This window comes from Micromonospora sp. NBC_01412 (assembly GCF_045040215.1).
Taxonomy (GTDB): Bacteria; Actinomycetota; Actinomycetes; order Mycobacteriales; family Micromonosporaceae; genus Micromonospora; species Micromonospora rubida.
Genome location: NZ_CP109528.1, coordinates 5,046,860 through 5,069,720 on the forward strand (window position 1 = coordinate 5,046,860; position 22,861 = coordinate 5,069,720).

The following is a 22,861-nucleotide window of genomic DNA, read 5'->3' on the forward strand; positions in this document are numbered from 1 at the left end:
GGGACCTGCGGGCGTCATGCCCCGTCCGGCGTGGTGGGAACGAGTCCACGGACGACGATGACCGGGGCGGGAGAGTGGTAGAGCAGCGACTGGCTGACCGCGCCGAGCATGCCGCGCAGCGGTTCGTCCCCCCTGCCGGCGACGATCGCGAGCTGCGCCGAGCGGGACCGGTCGACCAGGACGTCGCCGGGGTCGCCGACGACGCTGTGGCACTCGGCCGGCACCGAGGGGTGCCGCCGCCCGTACCGGGCCACCGCCTCGGCCAGCTCGGCGCGGGCGTCCTCGGCGGACCCGGCCGTGTCGCCGCCCCCGGCCGTTCGCGCCGGCTCGGTGACCCGGACGGCGAGCAGCGGGGCCGACCGGCTGGCGGCGCAGTCGAAGGCGAACCCCAGCGCCGCCTGGGAGCTCGCCGACCCGTCAACGCCGACCAGCACCGGGCCCGGCGGCGGCGGCTCGGGGCGCACCACCAGCACCGGGCAGCCGGCCTGGGCGGCGAGCTGCACCGCCAGCGCGTCGGCGGGGATGCAGTCCTTGCAGCGGGTCATCCCGCCGTCACCGACGGCGACCAGGAACGCCGAATCGGAGCGACGGATCAGCGCGGCCAGCGGGGAGCCCTCGACGATCTCCCCGCTCACGGACAGCGCCGGCTCCACCTCGCCGGCCACGGCGGTGGCCCGCTCGATCAGGTCCTCGGCCTCGGCGCGCGGGCCGGCCTCCGAGGGGGCCTCCAAAGCCGCCGCCCAGTTGAACGCGTGCAGCAGGCTGAGCGGGCGGTCGTGGCCCGCGGCCTCGCGGGCCGCCAGCCGGACGACCTGGAGGGTGTCGTCCGACGAACCGATCGCGGCCACCACCGGCGCGTCCGCGGGTGTGCCCATCCGGCCTCACCTCCCGCCGTGCCCGGCGCCGCCGCGCTCTCCTGACCGAGCGTAGTCGCGTGGGTGCGCCGGCGGGGCCGGATCGGCGGGCGAGAACGTCGAGCACTCGTTGGCCACGCCCCAGGTGCCGATCCGGTCGGTGCCCCTGCGCCACGCATCGACGGCGTCCCCCCGGATGCCGTCGATGCGTGTTGTTGCCATGCGAGGGCCGCGATCGTGCGCCAGGGCGTCAACTTTCGTTGACACGCGAGCGTTGTCAATGTAAGTTGACGACATGAGTCAGGCAACGGAACTGGCGGCGGCGGCCGGCAGCACCGATCCCCGGGTTGGTCTGCGCGCCGTGCGCGCCCTGCGCCGGCTCCTCGAACGGCTGGAGGTGGTCCAGGTGGACAACGCCCGACGACAGGGCTGGTCCTGGCAGGAGATCGCCGATGCCCTCGAGGTCAGCCGGCAGGCGGTCCACAAGAAGCACGCCGGGCGACCGGCGGCCCCGAGCTCCTGGGAGGCGTGATGTTCGAACGGTTCACCGACCGGGCCCGCGAGGTGGTCCGGGCGGCCCGTGACGAGGCACGGGCCGCTGGCCAAGGCCCGATCGACACCGAGCACCTGCTGCTCGCCGTCCTCGCCGACGCCGACAGCCTCGCGGCACGGTTGCTGCGCGACGCCGGCGTCCGCGTCGACGACCTGCGGGCCGCCGTCGCCCGGCACACCGCTGACGGCGGGGCGGGGCTCGCCGAGGCCGACGTCGCCGCGCTGCGCGAGATCGGCATCGACCTCTCCGCCGTCGTCGCCCGGGTCGAGGAGTCCTTCGGCCCCGCCGCGCTGCGCGAGGCCAACCCCGGCCCGCGCCGCCGCTGGGGTCGCCGGCAGCAGCCCGGCGGAGTGTTCTCGCCACGGGCGAAGAAGGTGCTGGAGCTGGCGCTGCGGGAGGCGCTCGGGCTGAGGCACCGGCACATCGGCACCGAGCACATCCTGCTGGGCCTGCTCCGCGAGCCCGGCGGGACGGCCGCCCTGGTGCTCACCGAGGCCGGGCTCGACCTGGCCGACCTACGACGCCGGGTGGAGAACGCCCTGCGGATGGCGGCCTAGAAAGGGAGGGAGGTCCCTTCTCTGCCTCCGGTGGGCAGAAGCGGCTCCTCCCTCCCCGCAAACCTGTTTTCGGTGCGCGCAACCTCACGGGTCGCCGGCTCGCCGCCCGGTCGGAGTTGCTGCACACTGGCGCCGTGGATGCTGAGCAGGACACGCGTTCGACCGCCGCCGTCGGCGGGTTGCGCTCCGCGGTGGTGGTCAACCCGGTGAAGGTGACCGATCTCGACGAGCTGCGCGAGACCGTCGACGCCGCCCTCACCGCCGCCGGCTGGCCCGAGCCGCTGTGGTTCGAGACCACGGCGGAAGACCCGGGCCGAGGCCAGACCGAGGAGGCCGTCAAGGCGGGCGTCGACGTGGTCTTCGCCTGCGGCGGGGACGGCACCGTGATGTCCTGCGTCAGCGGTCTGGTCGGCACCGACGTGGCCCTGGCCATCCTGCCCCAGGGCACCGGCAACCTGCTCGCCGCGAACCTCGGCCTCTCCACCGACCTGGCCGCCGGGCTGGAGGTGGCCGTCGAGCGGGGTCGCCGGCAGCTCGACGTCGGCGCGGTCGAGGACAACTACTTCACCGTCATGGCCGGGATGGGCTTCGACGCCCAGATGCTCGACGCCACCTCGGAGACCACCAAGGCCCGCATCGGCTGGCCCGCGTACGTGGTGGGGGCCGCCCGGCACCTGCGGGACCGGCCGATGAAGGTCTCCATCCGCATCGACGACCGGCCAGTGTTGCGCCGCCGGGCCCGCTCGGTGCTGGTCGCCAACGTCGGCCGGCTCCAGGGCGGGGTAACCCTGCTCACCGACGCCGAACCGGACGACGGCTGGCTCGACGTCGCCGTGCTCACCCCGCGCACGCTGCGGCACTGGCTGGCCATGGGCTGGGCGCTGGCCCGCCGCCGGGGCAGCGTCCCCCGGATGGAGGTCTTCCGCGCCCGCAAGGTGGAGATCACCAGCAACCGGGCCCAGCCGCGCGAGCTGGACGGTGATCTCATCTCCCCCGGGCGGCGGCTCGTGGCGGAGATCCGTCCCCGCGCCCTGTGGCTCTGCGTGCCGCAGCCGGAGGAGACGCCTGACCTGGCCGTCGACGCGTCCGCAGCCGGAAAGCGGGGCGAGGAGCTGGTCGAGGAGGCGCGTCCGTGAGTAGCACCAAGATGGTGCCGGAGACCCGGATGATGTCGGACCAGGAGCTGTCGGCCGACGACGCCTGGCACACCCTGCGCCGGCAGGGCGGCTGGTGCCTGCTGCGGGACGCGTTCGTCCGGTTCCGCTACGGCGACGGGTTCAGCCACTCCCGGGCGTTCGCGTTGCAGCTCTGCCTCGCCGTGGTGCCGTTCATGATCGCCCTCACCGGCCTGATCACCGACCTGGGCGCCGACGAGGGTGGCCGGGTGGTCGCCGACACCCTGCTCGCACTGACCCCCGGGCAGAGCGAGGCGATGGTGCAGGACCTGCTGGTCGACAGCGAGCGCACCGAGGACGCCGGCGAGCTGGCGCTGACCCTCGGCCTGCTCACCGGCCTCTTCGCGCTCACCACCACCATGGCGCAGATCGAGCGGGGCGCGAACCGGATCTACGGCGTCGAGCGGGACCGTCCGGCGCTGTGGAAGTACCTGCGCGCCGCCGTGCTCGCGGTCGTCGCGGGCGTCCCGGCGCTGACCGGCTTCCTGATCCTCGTCGGCGGCGGGGCGATGGGCGACTCGGTTCGCCGGAACTACGCCTGGGGCGAGTTCGCCATCGGCGCCTGGGACGTGGTCCGCTGGCCGCTGAGCCTCGGGCTGACCGTGCTCGCCGTGGCCCTGCTGTTCCGGCACGCGCCCCGGCGCAACCAGCCAGGCCTGTCCTGGCTGTTCTTCGGCGCCGGCATCGCCACCGCGCTGTGGTGGCTGGCCAGCCTGCTGCTCGCCGCGTATGTGCAGGTCAGCGAAGGGTTCGGCCAGACGTACGGCGCGCTGACCGGGATGATGGCGTTGCTGCTCTGGGCAAACCTCACCGGGATGGCGCTGTTCGGCGGGCTGGCCTTCGCCGCCCAGCTCGAGGCGATGCGGATCGGCGTGCAGGAGCCGGCCCAGCCGGACCGGTGGCAGCCCGAGGCCGAGCGCGAGGAGACCTACGACACCGGTGAGCTGACCATGCCCTGACCGGTCGGCGACAACCCCCGGTGTACGCGCGACCCGGATCGGGTAAACCGCCTCGCCAGGACAGACAAGGGAGGTGCGGGGTGACCGCGGTCAAAGAGGTGGTGCGGCGACCACTCGGCCATTTCGCCGAGCGGAGCATCGCCGGGTTGGCGGCCGTCGCCGGCGCGGGGGTCGCGTTCGGCCTGCTGCTGATGCTCGTACGCTTCCATTGGAGCCCGCTGAACGACGCCGACCACGAGGTCGCGGAGTGGTTCAACGGGCTCGTCGCGCCGCATGGCGCCCTGGTGACCGTGCTCCAGGCGATCACCGACCTCGGCGGGCGGCCGGTGCTGATCTGGCTGGTCAGCGTCGCCGTCATCGGGCTGCTGATCCGGCGCCAGGCCCGGCTGGCGGTCTACCTGATCATCACCGGGGTCGGCGGGCTGATCCTCGACCCTTCGCTGAAGACCCTGGTCGGTCGACTCCGCCCGGTGGTGGACGTGCCGATCGCCAGTGCCCCCGGCAACAGCTTCCCCAGCGGTCACGCCCTCGGCTCGTTCGTCGCGTACGGGGCGCTGCTGCTGGTGTTCCTGCCGGCCATGGCGCCCCGCTGGCGCAAGCCGGCGATCGCGATCGGCGCGGTGCTGGTGGCGCTGATCGGGCTGACCCGGATCGCGCTGGGCGTGCACTACGTCTCGGACGTGATCGGCGGCTGGCTGCTCGGCGCGGCCTGGTTGGGCGTCACCGCGTACGCCTTCCGGCTGTGGCGGCGCGAGCGCGGCCGGCCGGTCCCGCCGCTGACCGAGGGACTGGAGCCCGAGGCGGGGCACGACATCGCCCCCGCCCCGGCCGAGGAGCACGTGCTGGATCACCCCCGCTCCGCCGTCGCCGAACTGCTGGTCGGCTGGGTGCTGGTGTTCGGCGCGTTGTACGCCTTCGGCCAGTTCGTCAGCTACCACGCCAAGGACACCTTCTTCGGCACCCTCGACACCGAGATCCCGCGCTGGTTCGCCGAGCGGCACACCGACACGCTGACCGACGTGAGCTGGTGGTGGAGCAAGCTCGGCGACACCCACGCGATCCTGATCGTCTCGCTGGTGTTCTGCCCGCTGGTGCTCGCCGTGTGGCGGCGCTGGCGGCCGGTGCTCTTCGTGGCGCTGGCGATGTTCGGCGAGCTGACCCTCTTCCTCGCCTCCGCCCACGTCGTCGACCGGCCCCGCCCGCCCGTGGAGAACCTGGACGGGCAGATGCCCACCTCGTCGTTCCCGTCCGGGCACATCGCCGCCACCATCTGCGTCTGGCTCGCGATCGCGGTCATCGTGTTTCCCCGTACCGACCGCTGGTGGCGGTGGATCTTCGTGGCCCTGGCCGTGATCATGCCGGTCGGCGTGGCCACCTCCCGGATGTACCGGGGCATGCACCACCCCACCGACTTCATGGGCGCGATCCTGCTCAGCGCCCTGTGGATCGGCGTGCTCTACTGGGCGATCCGCCCCAACGCCGACCTGGCCGAGGGCAACCAGCCGGCCATCAACTCCGAGCAGGTCGACGAGCTGGACGACGAGCTGGCCAAGGCCGGCCGGCCGGGCTGACCCGCGTCATGCTGCGGGTGATGACCTGGAACATCAGAACGGGCGGCCGGGACCGGACCGGTCCCGGCCGGCTGGACCGGGTGGCCCGGGTCGTCGCCGCGCAGCGGCCGGACCTGCTGGCCGCGCAGGAGCTGCGGGGCTTCGACTCCGGCGACGTGCTGGCCGGCTTCGCCGCCGAGGTGGGCATGCGGCCGTACCTGGCCCGTTCCTGCCTCGGCCAGCCGGTGGCCGTGCTGGTCCGCCCGCCGCTGCGGGTGCTCACGGCGGGCCTGGTCCGCCGGCCGTTCCACCACGCCGCCGTACGGGTCACCGTGGCCACCGACGCCGGGCCGTTCACCGTGTTCGCCGCCCACCTCGACCCGTACACCGGGCTGCGGCGGCGGGTCGAGGCCGGCTGGCTGGCCGCCGCCGTCCGCCGGGCACCCGGGGAGCTGGCGCTGCTGGCCGGGGACCTGAACACCCTCGACCCGGGCACCGACCACACCGCCCGGGTCGCCCGGCTGCCACCCGCGTACCGCCGCCGTCACCTGCGCCGGGACGGCCGGACGGTGGAGACCCGGGCGGTGGCCCGGCTCGCCGCCGCCGGCCTGGTCGACCTGCATGACGCGCTCGGGCTCGCAGATGAGGGCCTGACCGCGCCCACCCGGCACGGCGGTGGCGCCGAGTTCTCCGGGATGCGGCTGGACTACCTCTTCGCCACCCCGGCACTGGCCCGACTGGCGCGCTCCTGCGGAGTGCGGCGGGGCGGCGACACCGAGTACGCCTCCGACCACTACCCCCTACTCGCCGAACTCGCCCTGCACCCGGCCTGACCGGCGCGTGCCCCGTGCCCCGGCCCGGCGTGCCCTTCCGGGGCACCGTCGACGGATCACCGTTGCCGGAGCTTTCTACGCTCGGCCCGTGAACGCCGCCCCGACCGGGCAACCGGAACCGCATCCGTTACTCGCCGTGATCGCCCGGGGCGTGGCCCTGGTCGTGGTGCTGCCCGTGCGGCTGGTCTGGGAGCTGCTGGCCGGCTCCGCCCGCTGGCTGGCCCGCTGGCTGCTCAGCCCGCTCGGTCGGGCCCTGCGGGCCTGGGTGCTGCGCCCGCTCGCCTGGCTCCTGGTCCGGCTGGTCTGGATGCCGCTGGTGTGGGTGACCAAGCACCTGCTCTGGCACCCGCTGGTCTGGGTCTTCCGGACGCTGGTCCGGCCCGTGGCGCGTTTGCTCGTGGAGGCGGCCGACTGGCTGATCCGGAACGTGCTGGTGCCCCTGGTACGGCTGCTGAAGCGGGCCTTCGGCCCGGCGCTGGCCGCTGTCGGGCGCGGGCTGTGGTGGCTGCTGCGGCTGGTGGCCGATGCCCTCGGGTACGCCTGGCAGCTCGCGGGCCGCATCGTCAACTTCCTCTACCGGCTGTTGCTGCGTCCGATCGGCCTGGCCCTGCGCTGGGTGTGGCGGCACACCGCCGTCCCGGTCGGACGGGCCCTGCGCTGGGTGTGGCGGCACACCGCCGTCCCGGTCGGTCTGGCCCTGCGCGCTGCCTGGCGAGCCACGGTCACCCCGACAGTCCGCTGGCTCCGCGACTCGATCCTGACCCCGATCCGCCAAGCCACCCGCGACCTCCTGACCGCCCTCGGCCTCCGCCGCTAACCCCCCGGACCCCTCTCCACCCCGGACCCCGGTCGACCTTGCCCTTCGGGCCCCGACCGACCCCGAACCCCGTCGATCATGCACTTCGGGCCCTGACTAAAGGGGTAAAAGCCTCACTGCGGGGGCCGGAAGTGCAAGATCGCGGGAGGGGGAGGGTGGGGAGGGAGGGGGGTTAGAGGAGGAGGTTGAGGAGGACGGTCAGGGCGATCGAGGTCAGGACCGAGAAGAGGATCATCAGGAGGCAGCCGAGGCCACCGCCGAGCGGGCGGATCTCTGTGTTGCCGATGCGCATGGCGGTCCTTGTCCTAGTGCGGGGCGAGCAGGGCGCGTACCGCTGGGGCGACCTCGGCCGGGGCGGTTGGTGCGATGTGGCCAGCACCAGAGCCCGGAACCGCCCGGGGTGGCGGGCGGCCAGCGGGGCGGCCACCTCCGCGCCGAACGAGTACGTATCAGCCTCGCAGCCAGGTACCCGGCGTGCCGGGTGACGTCGTAGGCGCCGGACGGGTGGGCGCTGGGTCCGAAGTCGGGTAGGTCCGGCACGCCGCAGCTGCGCGGGGGAGAACCCCACCGCCGCGACCGCAGCGGACGGACCCGTCGGGCGGGCCGGCGCCGTCAGAGCTCGCGGAGCCGGGGGAGCAACTCTTCCCGGGCCCAGTCCAGGAACATCGGCTGGGTGTCGCCGCCGACCTGGACGAGCGCGACGTGGGTGAAGCCGGCGTCGACGAATTTCTTGAACGCCTCCACGTGCCGGTCGGTGTCCGGGCCGCAGGAGATCCCCTCGGCGACGTCCTCCTCGCGGACGAACTGGGTCGCGGCGGCGAACGAGTCCGGGCCGGGCAGGTCCGCGTTGACCTTCCAGCCCATCCCGAACCAGCGGAACTGGTCGTGCACGACCTTGCGGCACTCCGCCTCGTCCGGGCCGTAGCAGATTGCCACCTGGCCGTACCGGGGCCGGCCCGCGCCGCCCGCGTCGTCGTACATCTGGATGATGTGCGGGTCCGGTTCGGTGGCGACGACCCCGTCCGCGTAGTCGGCCGCCAGCGTCGCCGACTGCCGGCCGGACGCGGCGACGGCCATCGGCACCGGGCGGCCGGGCCGGTCCCAGACGTACGCGTCGGGTACGTCGTAGTGGTTACCGGAGAAGGTCAGCGTCTCGCCGTTGAGCAGCGGCCGGATGATCTGCAACGCCTCCTCGAACATCTCGTGCCGCTGCTGCACGTGCGGCCAGCCGCCGACGACGTGCTCATTGAGGTTCTCCCCGGCGCCCAGGCCGAGGGTGAACCGGCCGTCCGAGAGCACCCCGATCGTGCTGGCCTTCTGCGCCACGACGGCGGGGTGGTAGCGGCGGATCGGGCAGGTCACGAAGGACATCAGCTCGGCCCGGCTGGTGGCGTGGGCGACCGCGCCGAGCACGGACCAGGCGTACGGGGCGTGGCCCTGGGAGTCCAGCCAGGGGTAGTAGTGGTCGGAGATCACGAGCTGGTCGAAGCCGGCAGCCTCGGCGCGTACCGCGTGGTCCACCAGTTCCTTGGGGCCGGCCTGCTCGCACATCAGGGTGTAACCGACGTTGACCATCGCGGTATCTCCTTCGCTCTTCCGATCGTTACCGGATACCCCGGCCGCCGCTCACCAACCCTCGGATCCGCCCCGCCCCACCGCCCCGCCCCCACCCACCGCCTCCGCCTACCCGCCCCGCCCCGCGCACGCATGCCACGCTCACCCCCGCCTGCGCCCGCACTTTCTGGGAAAGAGTGGTCATTCCGGCGGGAATAGCCACTCTTTCCGTGAACGAGCGGGTCGTACGGAGGGGCGGGGCTTAACCGGTTCAGGTGGCGGTGCCGTCTCCTCCGGTGGGGAGGGGCGGCGGTCCGCGATGGGGATCAGGGTGTCCCGGGGAGGTACAGCCGGGCCCAGGCCGGTGTCGTAGGCGTGCGGGCCGCCAACGGGACTCGACTCGATCGGCCATTCACTGAACCGGTTGCTCCGGACGGGTCATCGGCCTACGCTGATCCCTGCGCCGTCGGGAGCCGGACGGGCGGCTGACGGGCCAGTCGCCTTCCTACGTCACCACCACCGCACCCCCGCCTGGGCACGGGGGTGACCCTCCCTGAGGAAGGCCATGAGAAAACGTCTCTCCGTCGCGGGCGTCGCCCTGCTGACGGTCCTCGCCGCCGTGTTCGCCTTCGGGCAGCCGGCGCACGCCGCCGCCGGCTTCTCGGTCGCCAACGGCAAGCTGTACGACGCCAACGGCACCGAGTTCGTCATGCGCGGCGTCAACCACGCCCACACCTGGTACCAGCAGCAGACCAGCTCCTTCGCCAACATCAAGGCGCTCGGCGCGAACACCGTGCGGGTGGTGCTGGCCAGCGGCGACCGCTGGGCCAAGAACGACGCCGCAGACGTCGCCAACGTCATCTCGCTGTGCAAGGCCAACAAGCTGATCTGCGTGTTGGAGGTGCACGACACCACCGGTTACGGCGAGCAGAGCGGCGCGATCACCCTGGACCGGGCGGTCGACTACTGGCTGAGCATCTCCAGCGCCCTCGCCGGCCAGGAGAAGTACGTCATCGTCAACATCGGCAACGAGCCGTACGGCAACCAGGGCTACGGCACCTGGGCGACCGACTCGGCCAACGCGATCAAGCGGCTGCGCACCGCCGGTCTGACGCACACCATCATGGTCGACGCCCCGAACTGGGGCCAGGACTGGTCGTTCACCATGCGCGACAACGCCGCGTCGGTCTTCGCGGCCGACCCGCAGAAGAACACCGTCTTCTCGATCCACATGTACGGCGTCTTCGACACCGCTGCGGAGATCAGCGACTACCTCGGTCGGTTCCGCACCGCGGAGCTGCCGATCGTGGTCGGCGAGTTCGGCTTCGACCACTCCGACGGCAACCCGGACGAGGACACCATCCTGTCCTACAGCCAGGCCAACGGGATCGGCTACCTCGGCTGGTCGTGGAGCGGCAACGGCGGCGGCGTCGAGTACCTCGACATGGCCACCAACTTCAATCCGGCGGCCCTGACCACCTGGGGTCAGCGGATCTTCAACGGCGCCAACGGGATCAGGGCGACCGCGAAGGAGGCGTCGGTGTACGGCGGGGTCACCCCGACCACGCCGCCGCCCACGACGCCGCCGCCCACCACCCCGCCCCCGACGACTCCGCCGCCCACCACGCCCCCGCCGAACGGCGGCTGCACGGCGACGTACACGATCGTCAACCAGTGGCAGGGTGGTTTCCAGGGCGAGGTCAAGGTCACCGCCGGCTCCGCCGCGATCAACGGCTGGACGACGAGGTGGACGTACGCCAACGGCCAGACCGTCAGCCAGTCCTGGAACGCCACGGTGACCAGCAGCGGGTCGAGCGTGACCGCCACCAACGTCGGCTACAACGGCAGGCTCGGCGCCGGGGCCAGCACCAGCTTCGGCTTCCTCGGCAGCGTGGGCGGCACCAACGCCGTCCCCGCCGTCACCTGCACCGCGAGCTGACGGACCACACCACCGGTGGCCGGGTCCGCACGGACCCGGCCACCTCCCCTTCCGTACGCGTGTGCGCGCCCGGGCTCAGTCGGCCGATCCGGCGAGGCGGGCGGCCCGCATCCGCAGGTAGTGCTGCTCCGGCTGGCTCGTGGTCCGGTCGGCGGCGGCCCGGTAGTGGGTGACGGCGCGCGGCGCGTCGCCGGCCAGCTCGTACAGGTGGGCCCGGGCCGCGTGCAGCCGGTGGTGCCCGGCCAGCCGGGGGTCGGCGTCCAGGGCGGAGAGGGCGTCGAGCCCGACGGTCGGGCCGTGCACCATCGCGGTGGCCACCGCCTGGTTCAGCGCGACCACCGGGTTGCCGGACAGGCGCTCCAGCACCCCGTACAGGGCGAGGATCTGCGGCCAGTCGGTCGCCTCGGCGCTGGGTGCCTCGTCGTGCAGCGCGGCGACGGCGGCCTGGAGCTGGTACGGGCCGACCGGCCCCCGCGCCATCGCCCGGGTGACCAGCGCGACCCCCTCGGCGATCGCCGACACGTCCCACCGACCACGGTCCTGGTCCGCCAGGGAGATCAACTCGCCGGACGGGCCGGTTCGGGCGGCGGCGCGGGCGTCGGTGAGCAGCATCAGGGCGAGCAGTCCGGCGATCTCGCTGTCGTCGGGCAGCAGCGCGCGCATCGCCCGGGTCAGTCGGATCGCCTCCTCGGACAGGTCGACCCGGCGCAGCTCGGAGCCGAGGCTCGCGGTGTGGCCCTCGGTGAAGACGAGGTAGAGCACGTGCAGCACGGTGGCGAGCCGCTGCTCCCGCTCACCCGGGTCGGGCAGCCGGAACGGAATCCCGGAGTCGCGGATGCGCTGCTTCGCGCGGCTGATCCGCTGCGCCATGGTGGCCTCCGGGACCAGGAACGCGCGGGCGATCTCGGCGGTGCGCAGCCCACCCACCGCCCGTAGGGTCAGCGCGATCGCGGAAGCGGTCGAGAGGGTGGGGTGGCAGCACAGGAACAGCAGGACCAGGGTGTCGTCCCGGTCCGCAGCGGGCCGCGTGTCGACGGCCGGGGCCACGCGCCAATCGTCCGGCTCCCGGCGGGCCGCGCGGTCCTCCCGGTCGCGCCGGGCCGCCTCGGCGCGCACCAGCTCGACCATCCGGCGGTACGCGACCTGCACGAGCCAGCCCCGGGGGTGGTCCGGCAGCCCCTCGGCCGGCCACTGCGTCGCCGCCGCGAGCAGCGCCTCCTGGACGGCGTCCTCGGCGGTGGCGAAGTCGCCGAACCGGCGGGCGAGTACGCCGAGGACCTGCGGCGCCAGCTCGCGCAGCAGGTCCTCGACGGTCCGGTCCGGTGCGGTCAGGCGTCACATCTCCTGGGGCGGGCCCGACATGATCGGGTGCACCTCGATCGGCATGTTCAACGGGCGGCCGCCGGGGCCGGGGGCGGTGGAGATGTGCGCGGCGATCTCCACCGCCCGCTCGGGGGTCTCGCAGTCGACGATCCAGTAGCCGGCGAGGAACTCCTTGGTCTCGGCGAACGGACCCTCGGTGACCACCGGCGCCCCGCCCGCGCCCGCCCGGACGATCCGGGCCTGCTGCGGGCCGGCCAGGCCCTGGCCGTCGACCAGTTCACCGTCGGCGGCGAGCTTGCCGTTGGTGTCCACCATGAACCCGATGTGCGCCTGGATCTCCTCCGGCGTCCAGGTGTCGATCGACGGGAAGTCGGTGTTCTGGGCGCTGAACTGCATCAACAGCATGTACTTCACGGTTCGCTCCTCATGCCTGCGCACCGATTCTCGGTGCTCGCACCCCGAGGTAGAAGCCGCCACTCCGGTTCTCGACATCGGCGGCGGAGATTTCCGCGGAGATTTCCCGCCGGGGCGTCCCCTGCTGGCCCGCCCGATACACCGGAGCTATGCCGCGACTGGGAGCCGGAGCGCAGCAGCGCCGTCAGGGTGGTGACCGGCCGGTGGTCGGCCACGGCCGCCTCGCGCACGGCGCGGTCCGCCTCGGCGACCGCGCCGGCCAGCAGCGTGAGCAGCTCGACGGCCGGCACGGCGGCTAGCTCCAGCGGCCGGCCCCACCCGCCACGATCGCGCCCTTCGCCTCCACCCGCCCGGGGCTTTCGGCCCTGCGGTCCAGCCTCTCCTGACAGCATGGTTAGGAGAGATTTCCCGTACGGGACATGGACGGATGAGCCCGCGGCGGGGGCCGGGGGATGGAGAATGATCATGAGCGAGCAGCGCTTCGCCGGACGGGTCGCGGTCGTGACCGGAGCCGGATCGGGTATCGGGCAGGCGGTCGCCCGGCAGCTTGCGGTGGAGGGAGCCACGGTCGTCGGCTGTGACGTCGATGCCGAGGGTCTCGCCGCGACCGCCGAGCTGGTGGAGGAGGGCGGCCAACCCGGGACGATGATCGTCGCCGACATCACGGTGCAGGCCGACGTCGACCGGATCGTCGCCGCGCTGCCGGACCAACGCGTCGACCTGTTGGCCAACGTGGCGGGGGTCATGGACCACTTCCTCCCCGTCACGGAACTGGACGACGCCACCTGGGACCGTGTCCTGGCGGTCAACCTCACCGGTCCCATGCGGCTGTGCCGGGCCATGCTGCCGCCGATGACAGCGCGGGGCCGGGGCGCGATCGTCAACGTCGCATCCATCGGTGGCCTCACCGGAGCGGTCGCCGGCAGCGCGTACGTCTCCTCGAAGCACGCGCTGGTCGGCCTGACCCGCTCGATCGCCAACCTGTACGCCGAGGACGGCGTTCGGGCCAACGCGGTCTGCCCCGGCGGCGTCCAGACCAACATCGGCCGCAGCTCCGCGCCGAAGGTTCCGTGGGCGTACGAGCGTCTGGAGCGGTCGTTCGGACGGGTCACCCGGACGGCCACGCCCGCCGAGGTCTCCACGCTGGTCTGCTGGCTGGGCTCCGACGAGGCGATCAACGTCAACGGGGCCATCGTCGCCTCCGACGGAGGCTGGACCTCTTGAGTCGGCGCGGCACCGCGAGCGGCCGGTGGTGGGCCACGGACGCCTCGCGAGGCCGGGCTGCCGATATCAAAGCGGCGGGCCTCAGCCGATCGCGTCGACCTCCAACAGCAGGGTCTGCGCGGGGTGCAGGGCGGGAAGCTGGAGGCCGACCGACCCCAGCACCGCGCCGGGCAGGGTGACCCCGTCGGGCAGCCAGCCGGGTTCGGCGAGCTGCAACACAGCCGGCTCCGGCACGCCGGCCACCGGCCGCACCGCGTACCGGCGGGCCCGGTCCAGCCCCGGCAGCCGTACTGTGCCCGGAATCTGGGCGACCGAGGTGGCCAGCCGCGCCACGGCGTACACCGCCCGGGAGTTGTCGGCGGCGACGACGCCGTGGGCCCAGACGGCCGGGTCCGGGTGGTCGACCCGGACCACCCGCCCGGAGTGCAGCAGCGGGCGCAGCCGCTTGTACAGCGCTACCCAGGCGGCCAGCTCGGTCCGCTCCTGGTAGCCCAGCGCGCCGATGTCCCACTCGATCCCGAAGTGGCCGAAGAGCGCGGTGGCGGCCCGGAATCCCAGGTCGTGCACCCGGCCGGTGGTGTGCGAGCGCTCCGGCCCGACGTGGCTGCCGACCAGCTCCGGCGGGAGCAGCAGCCCGGTCCAGCGCTGGATGGCCAGCCGCTCCAGGGCGTCGTTGCAGTCGCTGGCCCAGACCCGGTCGGTGCGGCGCAGGATCTCCAGGTCCACCCGCGCGCCGCCGGACGAGCAGCTCTCGATCTCCACCCCCGGGTGGCGGCGGCGCAGCTCGTCGAGCAGCCGGTAGACGGCGAGGGTCTGCGCGTGCACCCCCGGCCGCCCGGCGTGGCCGGCCTCGGTGAGGTCCCGATTGTGGTCCCACTTCAGGTACGCGATGCCGTCGTGCCCGGCCAGCAGCGCGTCGAGCAGCCCGAGTAGATGGTCGTACGCGTCGGTGCGGGCCAGGTCGAGGACCTGCTGGTGTCGCCACTCGGCCGGCAGCCGGCCGGGCGCGGACAGCACCCAGTCCGGGTGGGCGCGGAACAGGTCGGAGTCCGGGTTGACCATCTCCGGCTCGACCCAGAGGCCGAACTGCATGCCGTGGCCGCGCACGTGGTCGATCAGCGGTTGCAGCCCGTTCGGCCAGACGGTCTCGTCGACGTGCCAGTCGCCGAGCCCGGCCCAGTCGTGCCGACGGCCCCGGAACCACCCGTCGTCGAGCACGAATCGTTCCACCCCGACCCGCGCCGCGTGGTCGGCGAGGGCACGCAACCGGTCCAGGTCGTGGTCGAAGTAGACCGCCTCCCACACGTTGAGGGTCACCGGGCGCGGCGAGCGGGGATGCCCCGGCCGGGCCCGCAGGTGGGCGTGCAGCGCGTCGCTGAGCCCGTCCAGCCCGGCGCCGGACCAGGCTGCGTAGAGCAGGGGAGTGGTGTACGAGCCGCCGGGGGCGAGCAGCACCTCGCCCGGGGCGAGCAGCTCCCCGCCGCCGAGTGTCGCCTCGCCGGTGGGCCGCCGCTCGGCGACGGTGACGTGGTCGCCGCTCCACGCGGTGTGCACCGCCCACACCTCGCCGTGGCGGAATCCGAACCCGGCCGTCCCGGAGGCCAGCAGCAGCGTCGCGTCGTGCCCGGTCCGGCCGTGTCGGCCCTCCCGGACCCACGCGCCCATCGGCCACGGGTGCCGCTGCGGGCTGCGTTCCCGGCACCACCGGCCGGTCAGGTCGAGCAGTTCGACCGCGACCGCCGGCACCGGCAGCACCGGGGTCAGTTCCCGCAACTCGTACGGGGAGTCGCCGTCGTTGCGCAGCGTGTGCCGCAGCAGCACCAGCCCGGTCGGGTCCAGCTCGACCTCGACGGTCAGCGCCAGCGCGGCGGCCGGGTCCGTCGCCGCCACGCTGACCCGGGCGGAGCCGGTCGGGTCGTCGTCGGTCACGTCGAGGGCGTCGAGCCGGAACGCGGTGGACCAGGCGCCGCCGTCGCGGTGCCCGGCCAGCCCTGGCCGGCCGCTCCAGCCGGCGCTGGCCTCGGGCAGCAGGGACAACACGGTCGGCGCGTCGAAGCTGCTCGGCACCACCGGCGCGAGGCCGGCGTCGACCAGAGCGGACAGCTCGTCGGCGGCGAGCGGGCCGAGCTCGGCGCCCCAGTGCGCGACCCGGGGCAGCCCCGGCCCGCGCGCGTCGAGCACCAGGCTGGTCCGCGCCCGGCGCAGGTGGACGATCGTCATCCCGTGGACGCTCCCAGCGTGAGGCCCCGGACGAACTGCTTCTGCAACAGGAAGAAGGTCACCAGGGTGGGGATCGCGACCAGCACGGAGCCGGCCGAGACGAGTTACTCTCGGTAAAGATCGATCAACATGAAATCTTAGGCAGCTCAAGCTACCCGCCCGTTCGGCGCTGTCAAGCCGCTCCCGTCGAGGACGCACAGGAGAGCGGGTGGCCGGGCGACGGGATGCTCGTACTCCATCGCCCTGACGAACTCGGGGTCGTGGCGTCGAAGACAGCGACGAGTTCCTTGAGCGGGACTTCTCGTCAGTGGTGCGCTGGGAGCGAGCCGAATGGCCCTTCCGTCGTGGAGCCGTGGTGTCCCTTCTCGACCTCTACGGAGAGCACGATGGGCGTGAACGGAATCGCTTCATCCAACTCGCGGAGGACGCCTGGCGCACCGACAGGTGGGACGACGACTACGACGAGCTGGTGGACGCTTCCTTCATCGATTTCCCCTGGTTGGAGACCAGAGCGGAGCAGATCTGTTCGTGGGACGCCATGCTGATCCCAGGGCTCATGCAGACACCTGGATACGCGGACGCGGTGATCCGCAACGCCGAGGGAGCCAAGGCGACGGACTTCTCGGTCGGCAAGTGGCTGAAGTTACGACTGGATCGGCAACTCGTGCTTGACCGCGATCCGCCCCTGCGCATCTCGGCTGTCATCGACGAGAGCGTGCTGCGCCGTCCTGTCGGACGCCCTGCGCTGGTCCGTGATCAACTCCAGCATCTCGGCGACCTGCTGCTGAAACCGAACATCGACGTTCGGGTCCTGCCGTCAAGCGTTGGTCTGCACGCCGGGCTGGACGGCTCCTTTGTCGTATTCAACATGCCCAAGCCGTACCCGGAGGTGGCCTACGCGGAGATGCTGGGCGGACGCCGCTTCATGGAATCACCCAAGTCAAAGCGCTACTGCCTTGCGTACGATCGGCTTCGGGAGGCCGCACTCGACCCACGCGAGTCGGCGAAGCTGATCGCGAAGATCGCGGAGGATCTGGCATGAGCCACGAGCTGCCAGCAGTGGCCTGGCACATCAGCACCAGGAGCAACAGCAATGGTGGGAGTTGCGTGGAGGCGGGGCCGGTGCTCGACGGGTCCGGCCGCGTGGCCGTCCGGCACAGCAAGGCGCGGGACGCGGGGACGATCGTCTACACCGCCGACGAGTGGGCGGCCTTCGTCGGCGGCGTGAAGGACGGCGAGTTCGACTTCGCCGGCTGACCCAAAGCCGCTGCCTCACCAGTACCCGGCTCCGTGCGGACGCCGGTAAGCGGCACCATCTCTCGTAAGCACAACAGCGCCGGTCAGCCGACGAAGCTGACCGGCGCGACCGGCTGAACGAGAAACACAATCGTGGCAGGTGAGCAGGGCAACCGGTTGGTCGTCGAGCACGAGGAGATCGTGGGCATCGACCTACTCCGCACCGGGGTTGACGGGACTGGCCGGTGTCGGTGCCCGCTTCGATCGGTGCCGTCGTGACGGACTCCGGTTCCAGGACGTGGCCCTCGGCGCCGGCATGGAGCTGTCGCAGTACGTCGGGTGCTCCTTCGACGCCCGCGGTTGAGGTGCCGGGCGTCGCATCTTGATCGTCTGCTGATTTGTGAGACGACCCGCCGGGCGAGCTCTCCATAAACAGCAGACGATCATGGAGAGAGCCACCCCGACGGGGCGAGGTGAGAATGGAGGCCGGCCGACGGCCGACCGACTGTCCCTGTCACTGGCGGAGTGGCTGGAGCCGATCAGCTTCGCGCGGCTGGCGCGGCGCAACTTACCAGCCTACTGACCCGATCGGGCCGATCAGTGGGCTCGTGAGCAGCGGTGGCAGGCACCGGTGAGAGGCGGCTACCGCTCAGGTGTCACCCCTCGATCACGTGAGCAGCTTCTCCACCTCGCGCCAGAGCTTGTCGAACGACGGGGAGTTGGCCCGCGCTGCGTACAAGTCGAAGTTGCTCTTACCGGTGCCGTTCGCCCCGACCAGCAGCGTCAGTGACCCAACGGGCACGTCGCACTCTCTGATGCTCTTGTAGTTGCGAATCCTCACCCGGCTGACTCGCGGCTTACGAGCCGACGATCTTCGCTGGGTGGCGACGCCGCTCCGGCGCGGCAGCCGGGGCAGGCGACACGCCCGCGTCCCGGCTTCTCAGACAATTCTCAGCGGTGACCGCTAGCCTGCCCTGGTCAAGCCGCCGGCGCTCCAAGGTGGAGCGTGGCGTCCGTTCCGCGGAGGGTCCGATGGTCTTCAAGAAGATGTTGAGCGCGTTCGGCGTGGGCGGTCCGACGGTGGACACCGTCCTGACCAACCCGAACACCCGGCCGGGCCTTCCCCTTGAGGGCAAGGTCAACCTGGTCGGCGGCGACGCGTCGGCGGCCATCGAGCAGATCGTCGTCGGCCTGGTGACCCGGGTCGAGATGGAGAGCGGCGACAGCGAGTACGCCGGCGTGATGGAGTTCCACCGGCTGCCGGTCGCCGGGGCCTTCGAGCTGGCCCCGAAGCAGCAGCTCTCGATCCCGTTCCAGCTTCCGATGCCGTGGGAAACCCCGATCACCGATGTGTACGGCCAGCGCCTGCACGGCATGACGATGGGTCTGCGTACCGAGGTGGCGGTGGCCCGGGCGGTCGACAAGAGCGACCTCGACCAGGTCAACGTCCACCCGCTGCCGGTGCAGGAGCGCATCCTGGACGCCTTCGCCCGGCTCGGCTTCCGGTTCAAGGGTGCCGACCTGGAGCGCGGCCACATCCGTGGCACGCAGCAGACGCTGCCGTTCTACCAGGAGATCGAGTTCCTCGCCGCGCCGCAGTACGCGCAGGTCATCAACGAGGTCGAACTGACCTTCGTGACCAGCCCGCACGGCATCGACGTGGTGCTGGAGTGCGACAAGCGAGGCGGCTTTCTCAGCGCCGGCCACGACGTCTTCGGCCGGTACGGCGTCGCGCACACCGACGCCGACCGCGTCGACTGGGCGCAGGTCGTCGACGGCTGGCTCCAGGAGACCACGTCCCACTACGGCGGCCTGCGCGCGCAGGGCTTCGGGGCGCCTTCCGGCTACGGGGCCCCGCACGGCTACCCGACGCAGCACGGGCACGGCGGCCACGGGCACGGCGGCCACGGCCGGGGTGTCGGGATGGGCGGCATCGTCGCGGGCGCGGCCCTCGGCGCGGTCGGCGGGATGGTCGCCGGGGAGATGATCGAGGACGCGGTCGAGGGCGACTTCGCCGAGGACTGGGGCTTCGGCGGCGACGAGGAGTGACACACGTACGACGGTGGCCCGCCGGGATTCCCCCGGCGGGCCACCGTGCTGCTTGGAGCTGATCGGTGCGGTCAGTGTCGGTTCTTGCGTTCCGCACCGCTGCGGAAGCTGCTGCCGGCCTTGGCCAGACCCCGGCTACCGAGATAACCGATGGTCAGCAGCGTGATGAAGAACCATGCCTGCGGCGCGCGGAAGATGTCCACGCCGACCGAGTTCTTCCCGACGAGGTACGACGCGGCCAGCACGCCGATCACCGAGGCGACGTAGATCCAGAACTCCGTCGTCATGAAGGCCTGCTTGGTCTCCGTACCCGGCGCCCGCATCGGCTCGCGGTGCCCGTCCTGCATCATCGGCATCTGCCGGGTCGGCGCTTCGTTCATCGCGCGGTTCGGCATGTCGTTCATCGCGCGGTTCGGCGCTTCCTGGGTCCGGTTCGTCGGCCTGGTGGATGCAGCCTGCGTGCTCATCTTGTCCTCCTCAGGATGCGATGAGTCCTACCTGCGCTCCCTCGCCCCGCTACCGCGTTTCGGCCACGGCACGGTTCGTGTTCTCGGCGGGGGCACCCCCCGACTACCCGGGGGCTCGACCAGGTAACACCCGCCGGGCTGCGAATAGCAGCGCCCGACTGACCGCCGCGCACTGCCCGCCGTACGGGCCTGCCTTCCGCCCGTGACCGGGGCGCCCGGGACCCGTCTTCCGCCCGTGACCGCGACGTCCGGGACCGTCTTCCGCCAGTTCCGGGATGGTTGGGCCCGCACGTCCCGGTCGACGCCGGTTTGGTCGGCCGGCCTCCGGGCACGCAGGGCGATCCGACAGTTCTGCGAGGTGATGGACGTGCGTGAGGACGACATGATGCGGGAGTCCGCCCGCAAGGCCGAGCAACGGATCGCCGGCGGTGTGTACGGAGAGGGGGCCCTTGACGAGGTCACCGTGCCGCAGACCGACGAACTGCGGGTCCTCCAGGAGGAGGACCCGGGCGATCCGGCGGATGTCCGGATCGACCCGGAGGTGCTGCGCGACGGTGGCCCGACCCGGGGACAGGGCGCGCTGACCACGACCGGCGGGACCGCAGGCCCGGCGAGCGTCCGGCGGGTGGCCCGGCAGCCGGAGCGGCACCCGGGGAAGGTCGCCCCGACCACCACCGGCGACGCCACCACGGGCGGCCTGAGCACCCCGGCGGGTGGCTCGACGAGTGACCAGTCGAGCAGCGCCAGCCAGATCGGCGACTTCACCGACGAGTAACCGCCCACCCGCCCCGCCCCGTGGGCGTGGAACTTGGACAGTTGTCGTTCCAGGCGGACGCTAACTGTCCAAGATCCACGTTGGGGCGCGGCGGGCGTGCGGTCAGTTGATGTGGAGGATGCCTAGGCGCTGGGTGGCGCGGGTTAGGGCGACGTACAGGTCGCTGTGCCCGCGCGGGGACTCGGCCACGATCCGCTCCGGGTCGACCACCAGGACGGAGTCGAACTCCAGCCCCTTGGCCTGCCCGACGGTCAGCATCACCACCCGGCTCTCCAGCTCCGGGTGCTCGCCGACGGCAGCCTCCGGCAGCGCCGCGACCAGGGCGGTGCCCAACTCGTCGACCCGGCCGGCGGGGACGATCACCCCGAGCCGCCCGTCGGCCAGCTCGGCCGCCTCGGCGACCGCCGCCCCGGTCAGCTCCGCGGCCAGCCGGTCCTCGGCGACCCGGCGGTCCCACGGCGGCACCCCACTCTCCCGCACCGAGCGCGGCGGGCGCAGGTGCGGGTCGATCTTCGTCAGCACCTCGGCGGCCACCGCCATGATCTCGGCGGGCGTGCGGTAGCTGACGGTCAGCTCCTCCAGCCGCCACCGCTGCGCCACGTACGGCTCCAGCGCGTCCGCCCAGGACGGCGTGCCGGCGAGCGCGCCGGTCTGCGCCACGTCCCCGACGATCGTCATCGATCGGCTCGGGCAGCGGCGCATCAGCAGCCGCCAGGCCATCGGCGACAGCTCCTGCGCCTCGTCGACGATGACGTGCCCGAACGCCCAGCCCCGGTCGGCGGCGGCGCGCTGGGCGGTGGTCAGCCCGTCGGACTCCTCCTGGCGCTCCAACAACCGGTCGGCGTCCAGCAGGTCGGTGACGCCGAGGATCTCGCCGCCCTCGGCCTCGTCCTCCACGTCGATGGAGCGGGAGCCCCGGGCGATCTCCAGCACGCCCTCGGCGTACTCGCGTTGGAAAGCCCGGATGCGTTGCCGGCGGGCGGCGGCGGTCCGGTCGTCCTCGCCGAGCAGCTCGGCGGCCTCGTCGAGCAGCGGCACGTCGGCCGGCGTCCAGCCGCCCGGCTCGCGGTGCAGCAGGGCCCGCTCGTCGTCGGTCAGTTCGGGCGCGGCGGCGGCGATCCGGGCGGGGTCGGCGTACAGGTCGGCGAGCAGCCGCTGCGGGGTGAGCACCGGCCAGAGCTGGTCCAGCGCGGCCCGCACCTCGGGCTCCTCGCGCAGCTCGCGGCGGATCTCCGCGACGTCGGCCTCGTCGAGCAGGTTCTCCCCGCCCAGCGGGTCCGTGCCGATCCGCTCGGCCACCTGGTCGGCCAGGGCGTGCACGACCTCGACGTCGAAGACCGCGCGGGTCAGGTTGTGCGGCCGGCCGGTGCGGCGGGCGCGGTCCCGGGCGGCCCGGACGGTCTCCGGGTCCAGCCGCAGCACCTCCCGCTCGACCTCGATCTCCAGCGGTTCGTCGGGCACCCACTGCCGGTCCCGCACGGCCTCGGCGAGCACCTGCACCATCTCCGCGCGGCCCTTGATCGCCGCAGCCTCCGCCGGTTCGCTCCGGCGGGCACCGACCCCGGGGAACAGGTCGCCGGGGGTACGCAGCAGCACGCCCGTCTCGGCCAGCGCCGGGAGCACCTGCGAGATGTAGCGTAGGAACGTCTCGTTCGGGCCGACCAGCAGCACGCCCCGGCTGGAGAGCACACTCCGGTGGGTGTAGAGCAGGTACGCCGCGCGGTGCAGGGCGACCGCGGTCTTGCCGGTGCCCGGGCCGCCCTGGACCACCAGCGTGCCGGGCAGGTCGGCGCGGATGATCCGGTCCTGCTCTACCTGGATGGTCTCGACGATGTCGCGCATCCGGCCGGTCCGGCCGGCGGTGAGCGCGGCGAGCAGCGACGCCTCCCCGGTCAGCTCCTCGTGCGCGGTCGGAGAGGCGGCGGCCAGGTCGAGCACCTCGTCGTTGAGGGCGGTCACCTTCCGTTGCCGGGTCCGCAGGTGCCGCCGCCGCCGTACGCCCTGCGGGTTGGCGGCGGTGGCCAGGTAGAAGGCCCGGGCGGCGGGGGCCCGCCAGTCGATCAACAGCGGGTCGTAGTCGCCGCTGGTGTCGAAGATGCCGATCCGGCCGATGTAGTGGCGCGCGTCGTCGTCGGTGTCGAGCCGACCGAAGCAGAGCCCGTTCTCCACGGCGGAGAACTGCTCGACCTGTTCGGCGTACATCTGCACGGAGCTGTCCCGCTGAGACCGGGCCTGGAGGGTGCCGCCGGTGGCGTGCAGTTCCTCGGCGAGCCGCCGGGCGGCCTGTTCCCGCATGCCGTCCAGCCGGCCGTAGAGCATGGAGACGTACTCCTGCTCGGGGCCGATCTCGTCGTCGTGCCGT

The 22,861-nt window shown here is 72.6% G+C and carries 23 protein-coding genes; 14 read left to right on the top strand and 9 right to left on the bottom strand.

What is annotated here, in order from left to right; genetic code table 11:
* Window positions 1-14: 14 nt before the first annotated feature.
* Window positions 15-875 carry a universal stress protein gene (locus OG617_RS23060; protein ID WP_405095074.1) on the bottom strand — a complete coding sequence of 287 codons (861 nt, stop codon included), beginning with the start codon at window positions 873-875 and terminating at the stop codon, window positions 15-17.
* Window positions 876-881: 6 nt separating this feature from the next.
* Window positions 882-1,076, bottom strand: a complete 195-nt coding sequence (locus OG617_RS23065) for a hypothetical protein (protein WP_405095075.1) — start codon at window positions 1,074-1,076, stop codon at window positions 882-884.
* 73 nt (window positions 1,077-1,149) lie between these two features.
* On the opposite strand from OG617_RS23065, the gene OG617_RS23070 reads away from it, so the two are divergent.
* From OG617_RS23070 to OG617_RS23100, 7 genes are all read left to right on the top strand, one after another.
* On the top strand, window positions 1,150-1,386 hold the full coding sequence (locus OG617_RS23070; protein ID WP_387024892.1) for a helix-turn-helix domain-containing protein: 237 nt from the start codon (window positions 1,150-1,152) through the stop codon (window positions 1,384-1,386).
* Entirely contained in the window at window positions 1,386-1,964 is a 579-nt protein-coding gene (locus tag OG617_RS23075; RefSeq protein WP_405095076.1) for a Clp protease N-terminal domain-containing protein, read from the top strand. Before OG617_RS23070 ends, OG617_RS23075 begins: the two co-directional genes overlap by 1 nt.
* A 134-nt stretch (window positions 1,965-2,098) precedes the next feature.
* Window positions 2,099-3,100: a diacylglycerol/lipid kinase family protein gene (locus OG617_RS23080; protein WP_405095077.1), complete on the top strand. Its 1,002-nt coding sequence runs from the start codon at window positions 2,099-2,101 to the stop codon at window positions 3,098-3,100.
* Window positions 3,097-4,098 (top strand): YihY/virulence factor BrkB family protein, encoded by a 1,002-nt coding sequence (locus OG617_RS23085; protein WP_405095078.1) that lies wholly within the window; start codon window positions 3,097-3,099, stop codon window positions 4,096-4,098. The genes OG617_RS23080 and OG617_RS23085 overlap by 4 nt, the downstream gene beginning before the upstream one ends.
* A gap of 80 nt (window positions 4,099-4,178) precedes the next feature.
* The gene (locus OG617_RS23090) at window positions 4,179-5,669 is read left to right on the top strand and encodes a phosphatase PAP2 family protein (protein ID WP_405095079.1); all 1,491 of its coding nucleotides are present in this window, start codon (window positions 4,179-4,181) and stop codon (window positions 5,667-5,669) included.
* Between the two features lie 8 nt (window positions 5,670-5,677).
* Window positions 5,678-6,481 carry an endonuclease/exonuclease/phosphatase family protein gene (locus tag OG617_RS23095; protein WP_405095080.1) on the top strand — a complete coding sequence of 268 codons (804 nt, stop codon included), beginning with the start codon at window positions 5,678-5,680 and terminating at the stop codon, window positions 6,479-6,481.
* Between the two features lie 88 nt (window positions 6,482-6,569).
* Window positions 6,570-7,298, top strand: coding sequence for a hypothetical protein (locus OG617_RS23100; protein ID WP_405095081.1), 729 nt, complete (start codon window positions 6,570-6,572; stop codon window positions 7,296-7,298).
* 612 nt (window positions 7,299-7,910) lie between these two features.
* On the opposite strand, the gene OG617_RS23105 is transcribed toward OG617_RS23100, so the two are convergent.
* On the bottom strand, window positions 7,911-8,873 hold the full coding sequence (locus OG617_RS23105) for a TIGR03557 family F420-dependent LLM class oxidoreductase (protein ID WP_405095082.1): 963 nt from the start codon (window positions 8,871-8,873) through the stop codon (window positions 7,911-7,913).
* Window positions 8,874-9,417: 544 nt separating this feature from the next.
* Here OG617_RS23105 and OG617_RS23110 point away from each other — a divergent pair.
* Complete coding sequence (locus tag OG617_RS23110) at window positions 9,418-10,791, top strand: cellulase family glycosylhydrolase (RefSeq protein ID WP_405095083.1); 1,374 nt, start codon at window positions 9,418-9,420, stop codon at window positions 10,789-10,791.
* Window positions 10,792-10,866: 75 nt separating this feature from the next.
* On the opposite strand, the gene OG617_RS23115 is transcribed toward OG617_RS23110, so the two are convergent.
* Both OG617_RS23115 and OG617_RS23120 read right to left on the bottom strand, forming a co-directional pair.
* Entirely contained in the window at window positions 10,867-12,123 is a 1,257-nt protein-coding gene (locus OG617_RS23115) for an RNA polymerase sigma factor (protein ID WP_405103907.1), read from the bottom strand.
* Window positions 12,124-12,126: 3 nt separating this feature from the next.
* On the bottom strand, window positions 12,127-12,519 hold the full coding sequence (locus OG617_RS23120; protein ID WP_405103909.1) for a YciI family protein: 393 nt from the start codon (window positions 12,517-12,519) through the stop codon (window positions 12,127-12,129).
* A gap of 158 nt (window positions 12,520-12,677) precedes the next feature.
* Here OG617_RS23120 and OG617_RS23125 point away from each other — a divergent pair, with 158 nt between their 5' ends.
* On the top strand, window positions 12,678-12,827 hold the full coding sequence (locus OG617_RS23125) for a hypothetical protein (RefSeq protein WP_405095084.1): 150 nt from the start codon (window positions 12,678-12,680) through the stop codon (window positions 12,825-12,827).
* Window positions 12,828-12,993: 166 nt separating this feature from the next.
* Window positions 12,994-13,752, top strand: a complete 759-nt coding sequence (locus tag OG617_RS23130; protein ID WP_405095085.1) for an SDR family NAD(P)-dependent oxidoreductase — start codon at window positions 12,994-12,996, stop codon at window positions 13,750-13,752.
* An 81-nt stretch (window positions 13,753-13,833) separates the two neighbouring features.
* Here OG617_RS23130 and OG617_RS23135 read toward each other — a convergent pair whose 3' ends face one another.
* The gene (locus OG617_RS23135) at window positions 13,834-15,972 is read right to left on the bottom strand and encodes an alpha-galactosidase (protein WP_405095086.1); all 2,139 of its coding nucleotides are present in this window, start codon (window positions 15,970-15,972) and stop codon (window positions 13,834-13,836) included.
* Window positions 15,973-16,327: 355 nt separating this feature from the next.
* Between OG617_RS23135 and OG617_RS23140 the strand changes: the two genes are divergently transcribed.
* Window positions 16,328-17,014, top strand: a complete 687-nt coding sequence (locus OG617_RS23140; protein ID WP_405095087.1) for a DUF5753 domain-containing protein — start codon at window positions 16,328-16,330, stop codon at window positions 17,012-17,014.
* Window positions 17,011-17,229: a DUF397 domain-containing protein gene (locus OG617_RS23145; protein WP_405095088.1), complete on the top strand. Its 219-nt coding sequence runs from the start codon at window positions 17,011-17,013 to the stop codon at window positions 17,227-17,229. The genes OG617_RS23140 and OG617_RS23145 overlap by 4 nt, the downstream gene beginning before the upstream one ends.
* A gap of 646 nt (window positions 17,230-17,875) precedes the next feature.
* Here the strand turns inward: OG617_RS23145 and OG617_RS23150 are convergent.
* On the bottom strand, window positions 17,876-18,049 hold the full coding sequence (locus OG617_RS23150; protein ID WP_405095089.1) for a hypothetical protein: 174 nt from the start codon (window positions 18,047-18,049) through the stop codon (window positions 17,876-17,878).
* A gap of 191 nt (window positions 18,050-18,240) precedes the next feature.
* Between OG617_RS23150 and OG617_RS23155 the strand changes: the two genes are divergently transcribed.
* Window positions 18,241-19,257, top strand: a complete 1,017-nt coding sequence (locus OG617_RS23155) for a sporulation protein (protein WP_405095090.1) — start codon at window positions 18,241-18,243, stop codon at window positions 19,255-19,257.
* A gap of 71 nt (window positions 19,258-19,328) precedes the next feature.
* On the opposite strand, the gene OG617_RS23160 is transcribed toward OG617_RS23155, so the two are convergent.
* Window positions 19,329-19,724, bottom strand: coding sequence for a hypothetical protein (locus OG617_RS23160; RefSeq protein WP_405095091.1), 396 nt, complete (start codon window positions 19,722-19,724; stop codon window positions 19,329-19,331).
* A gap of 367 nt (window positions 19,725-20,091) precedes the next feature.
* On the opposite strand from OG617_RS23160, the gene OG617_RS23165 reads away from it, so the two are divergent.
* Window positions 20,092-20,499, top strand: coding sequence for a hypothetical protein (locus OG617_RS23165; protein WP_405095092.1), 408 nt, complete (start codon window positions 20,092-20,094; stop codon window positions 20,497-20,499).
* A gap of 102 nt (window positions 20,500-20,601) precedes the next feature.
* Here the strand turns inward: OG617_RS23165 and OG617_RS23170 are convergent, their stop codons facing one another.
* On the bottom strand, window positions 20,602-22,818 hold the full coding sequence (locus OG617_RS23170) for a HelD family protein (protein ID WP_405103911.1): 2,217 nt from the start codon (window positions 22,816-22,818) through the stop codon (window positions 20,602-20,604).
* Between the last annotated feature and the right edge of the window lie 43 nt (window positions 22,819-22,861).

Coding starts and splice junctions, on each gene's coding strand:
- OG617_RS23110 (WP_405095083.1), top strand. CDS start 9,418: ATGAGAAAACGTCTCTCCGTCGCGGGCGTCGCCCTGCTGACGGTCCTC.
- OG617_RS23095 (WP_405095080.1), top strand. CDS start 5,678: ATGCTGCGGGTGATGACCTGGAACATCAGAACGGGCGGCCGGGACCGG.
- OG617_RS23120 (WP_405103909.1), bottom strand. CDS start 12,519: ATGCTGTTGATGCAGTTCAGCGCCCAGAACACCGACTTCCCGTCGATC.
- OG617_RS23160 (WP_405095091.1), bottom strand. CDS start 19,724: ATGAGCACGCAGGCTGCATCCACCAGGCCGACGAACCGGACCCAGGAA.
- OG617_RS23060 (WP_405095074.1), bottom strand. CDS start 875: ATGGGCACACCCGCGGACGCGCCGGTGGTGGCCGCGATCGGTTCGTCG.
- OG617_RS23135 (WP_405095086.1), bottom strand. CDS start 15,972: ATGACGATCGTCCACCTGCGCCGGGCGCGGACCAGCCTGGTGCTCGAC.
- OG617_RS23070 (WP_387024892.1), top strand. CDS start 1,150: ATGAGTCAGGCAACGGAACTGGCGGCGGCGGCCGGCAGCACCGATCCC.
- OG617_RS23075 (WP_405095076.1), top strand. CDS start 1,386: ATGTTCGAACGGTTCACCGACCGGGCCCGCGAGGTGGTCCGGGCGGCC.
- OG617_RS23145 (WP_405095088.1), top strand. CDS start 17,011: ATGAGCCACGAGCTGCCAGCAGTGGCCTGGCACATCAGCACCAGGAGC.
- OG617_RS23170 (WP_405103911.1), bottom strand. CDS start 22,818: ATGCTCTACGGCCGGCTGGACGGCATGCGGGAACAGGCCGCCCGGCGG.
- OG617_RS23105 (WP_405095082.1), bottom strand. CDS start 8,873: ATGGTCAACGTCGGTTACACCCTGATGTGCGAGCAGGCCGGCCCCAAG.
- OG617_RS23065 (WP_405095075.1), bottom strand. CDS start 1,076: ATGGCAACAACACGCATCGACGGCATCCGGGGGGACGCCGTCGATGCG.
- OG617_RS23155 (WP_405095090.1), top strand. CDS start 18,241: ATGGTCTTCAAGAAGATGTTGAGCGCGTTCGGCGTGGGCGGTCCGACG.
- OG617_RS23130 (WP_405095085.1), top strand. CDS start 12,994: ATGAGCGAGCAGCGCTTCGCCGGACGGGTCGCGGTCGTGACCGGAGCC.
- OG617_RS23125 (WP_405095084.1), top strand. CDS start 12,678: ATGCCGCGACTGGGAGCCGGAGCGCAGCAGCGCCGTCAGGGTGGTGAC.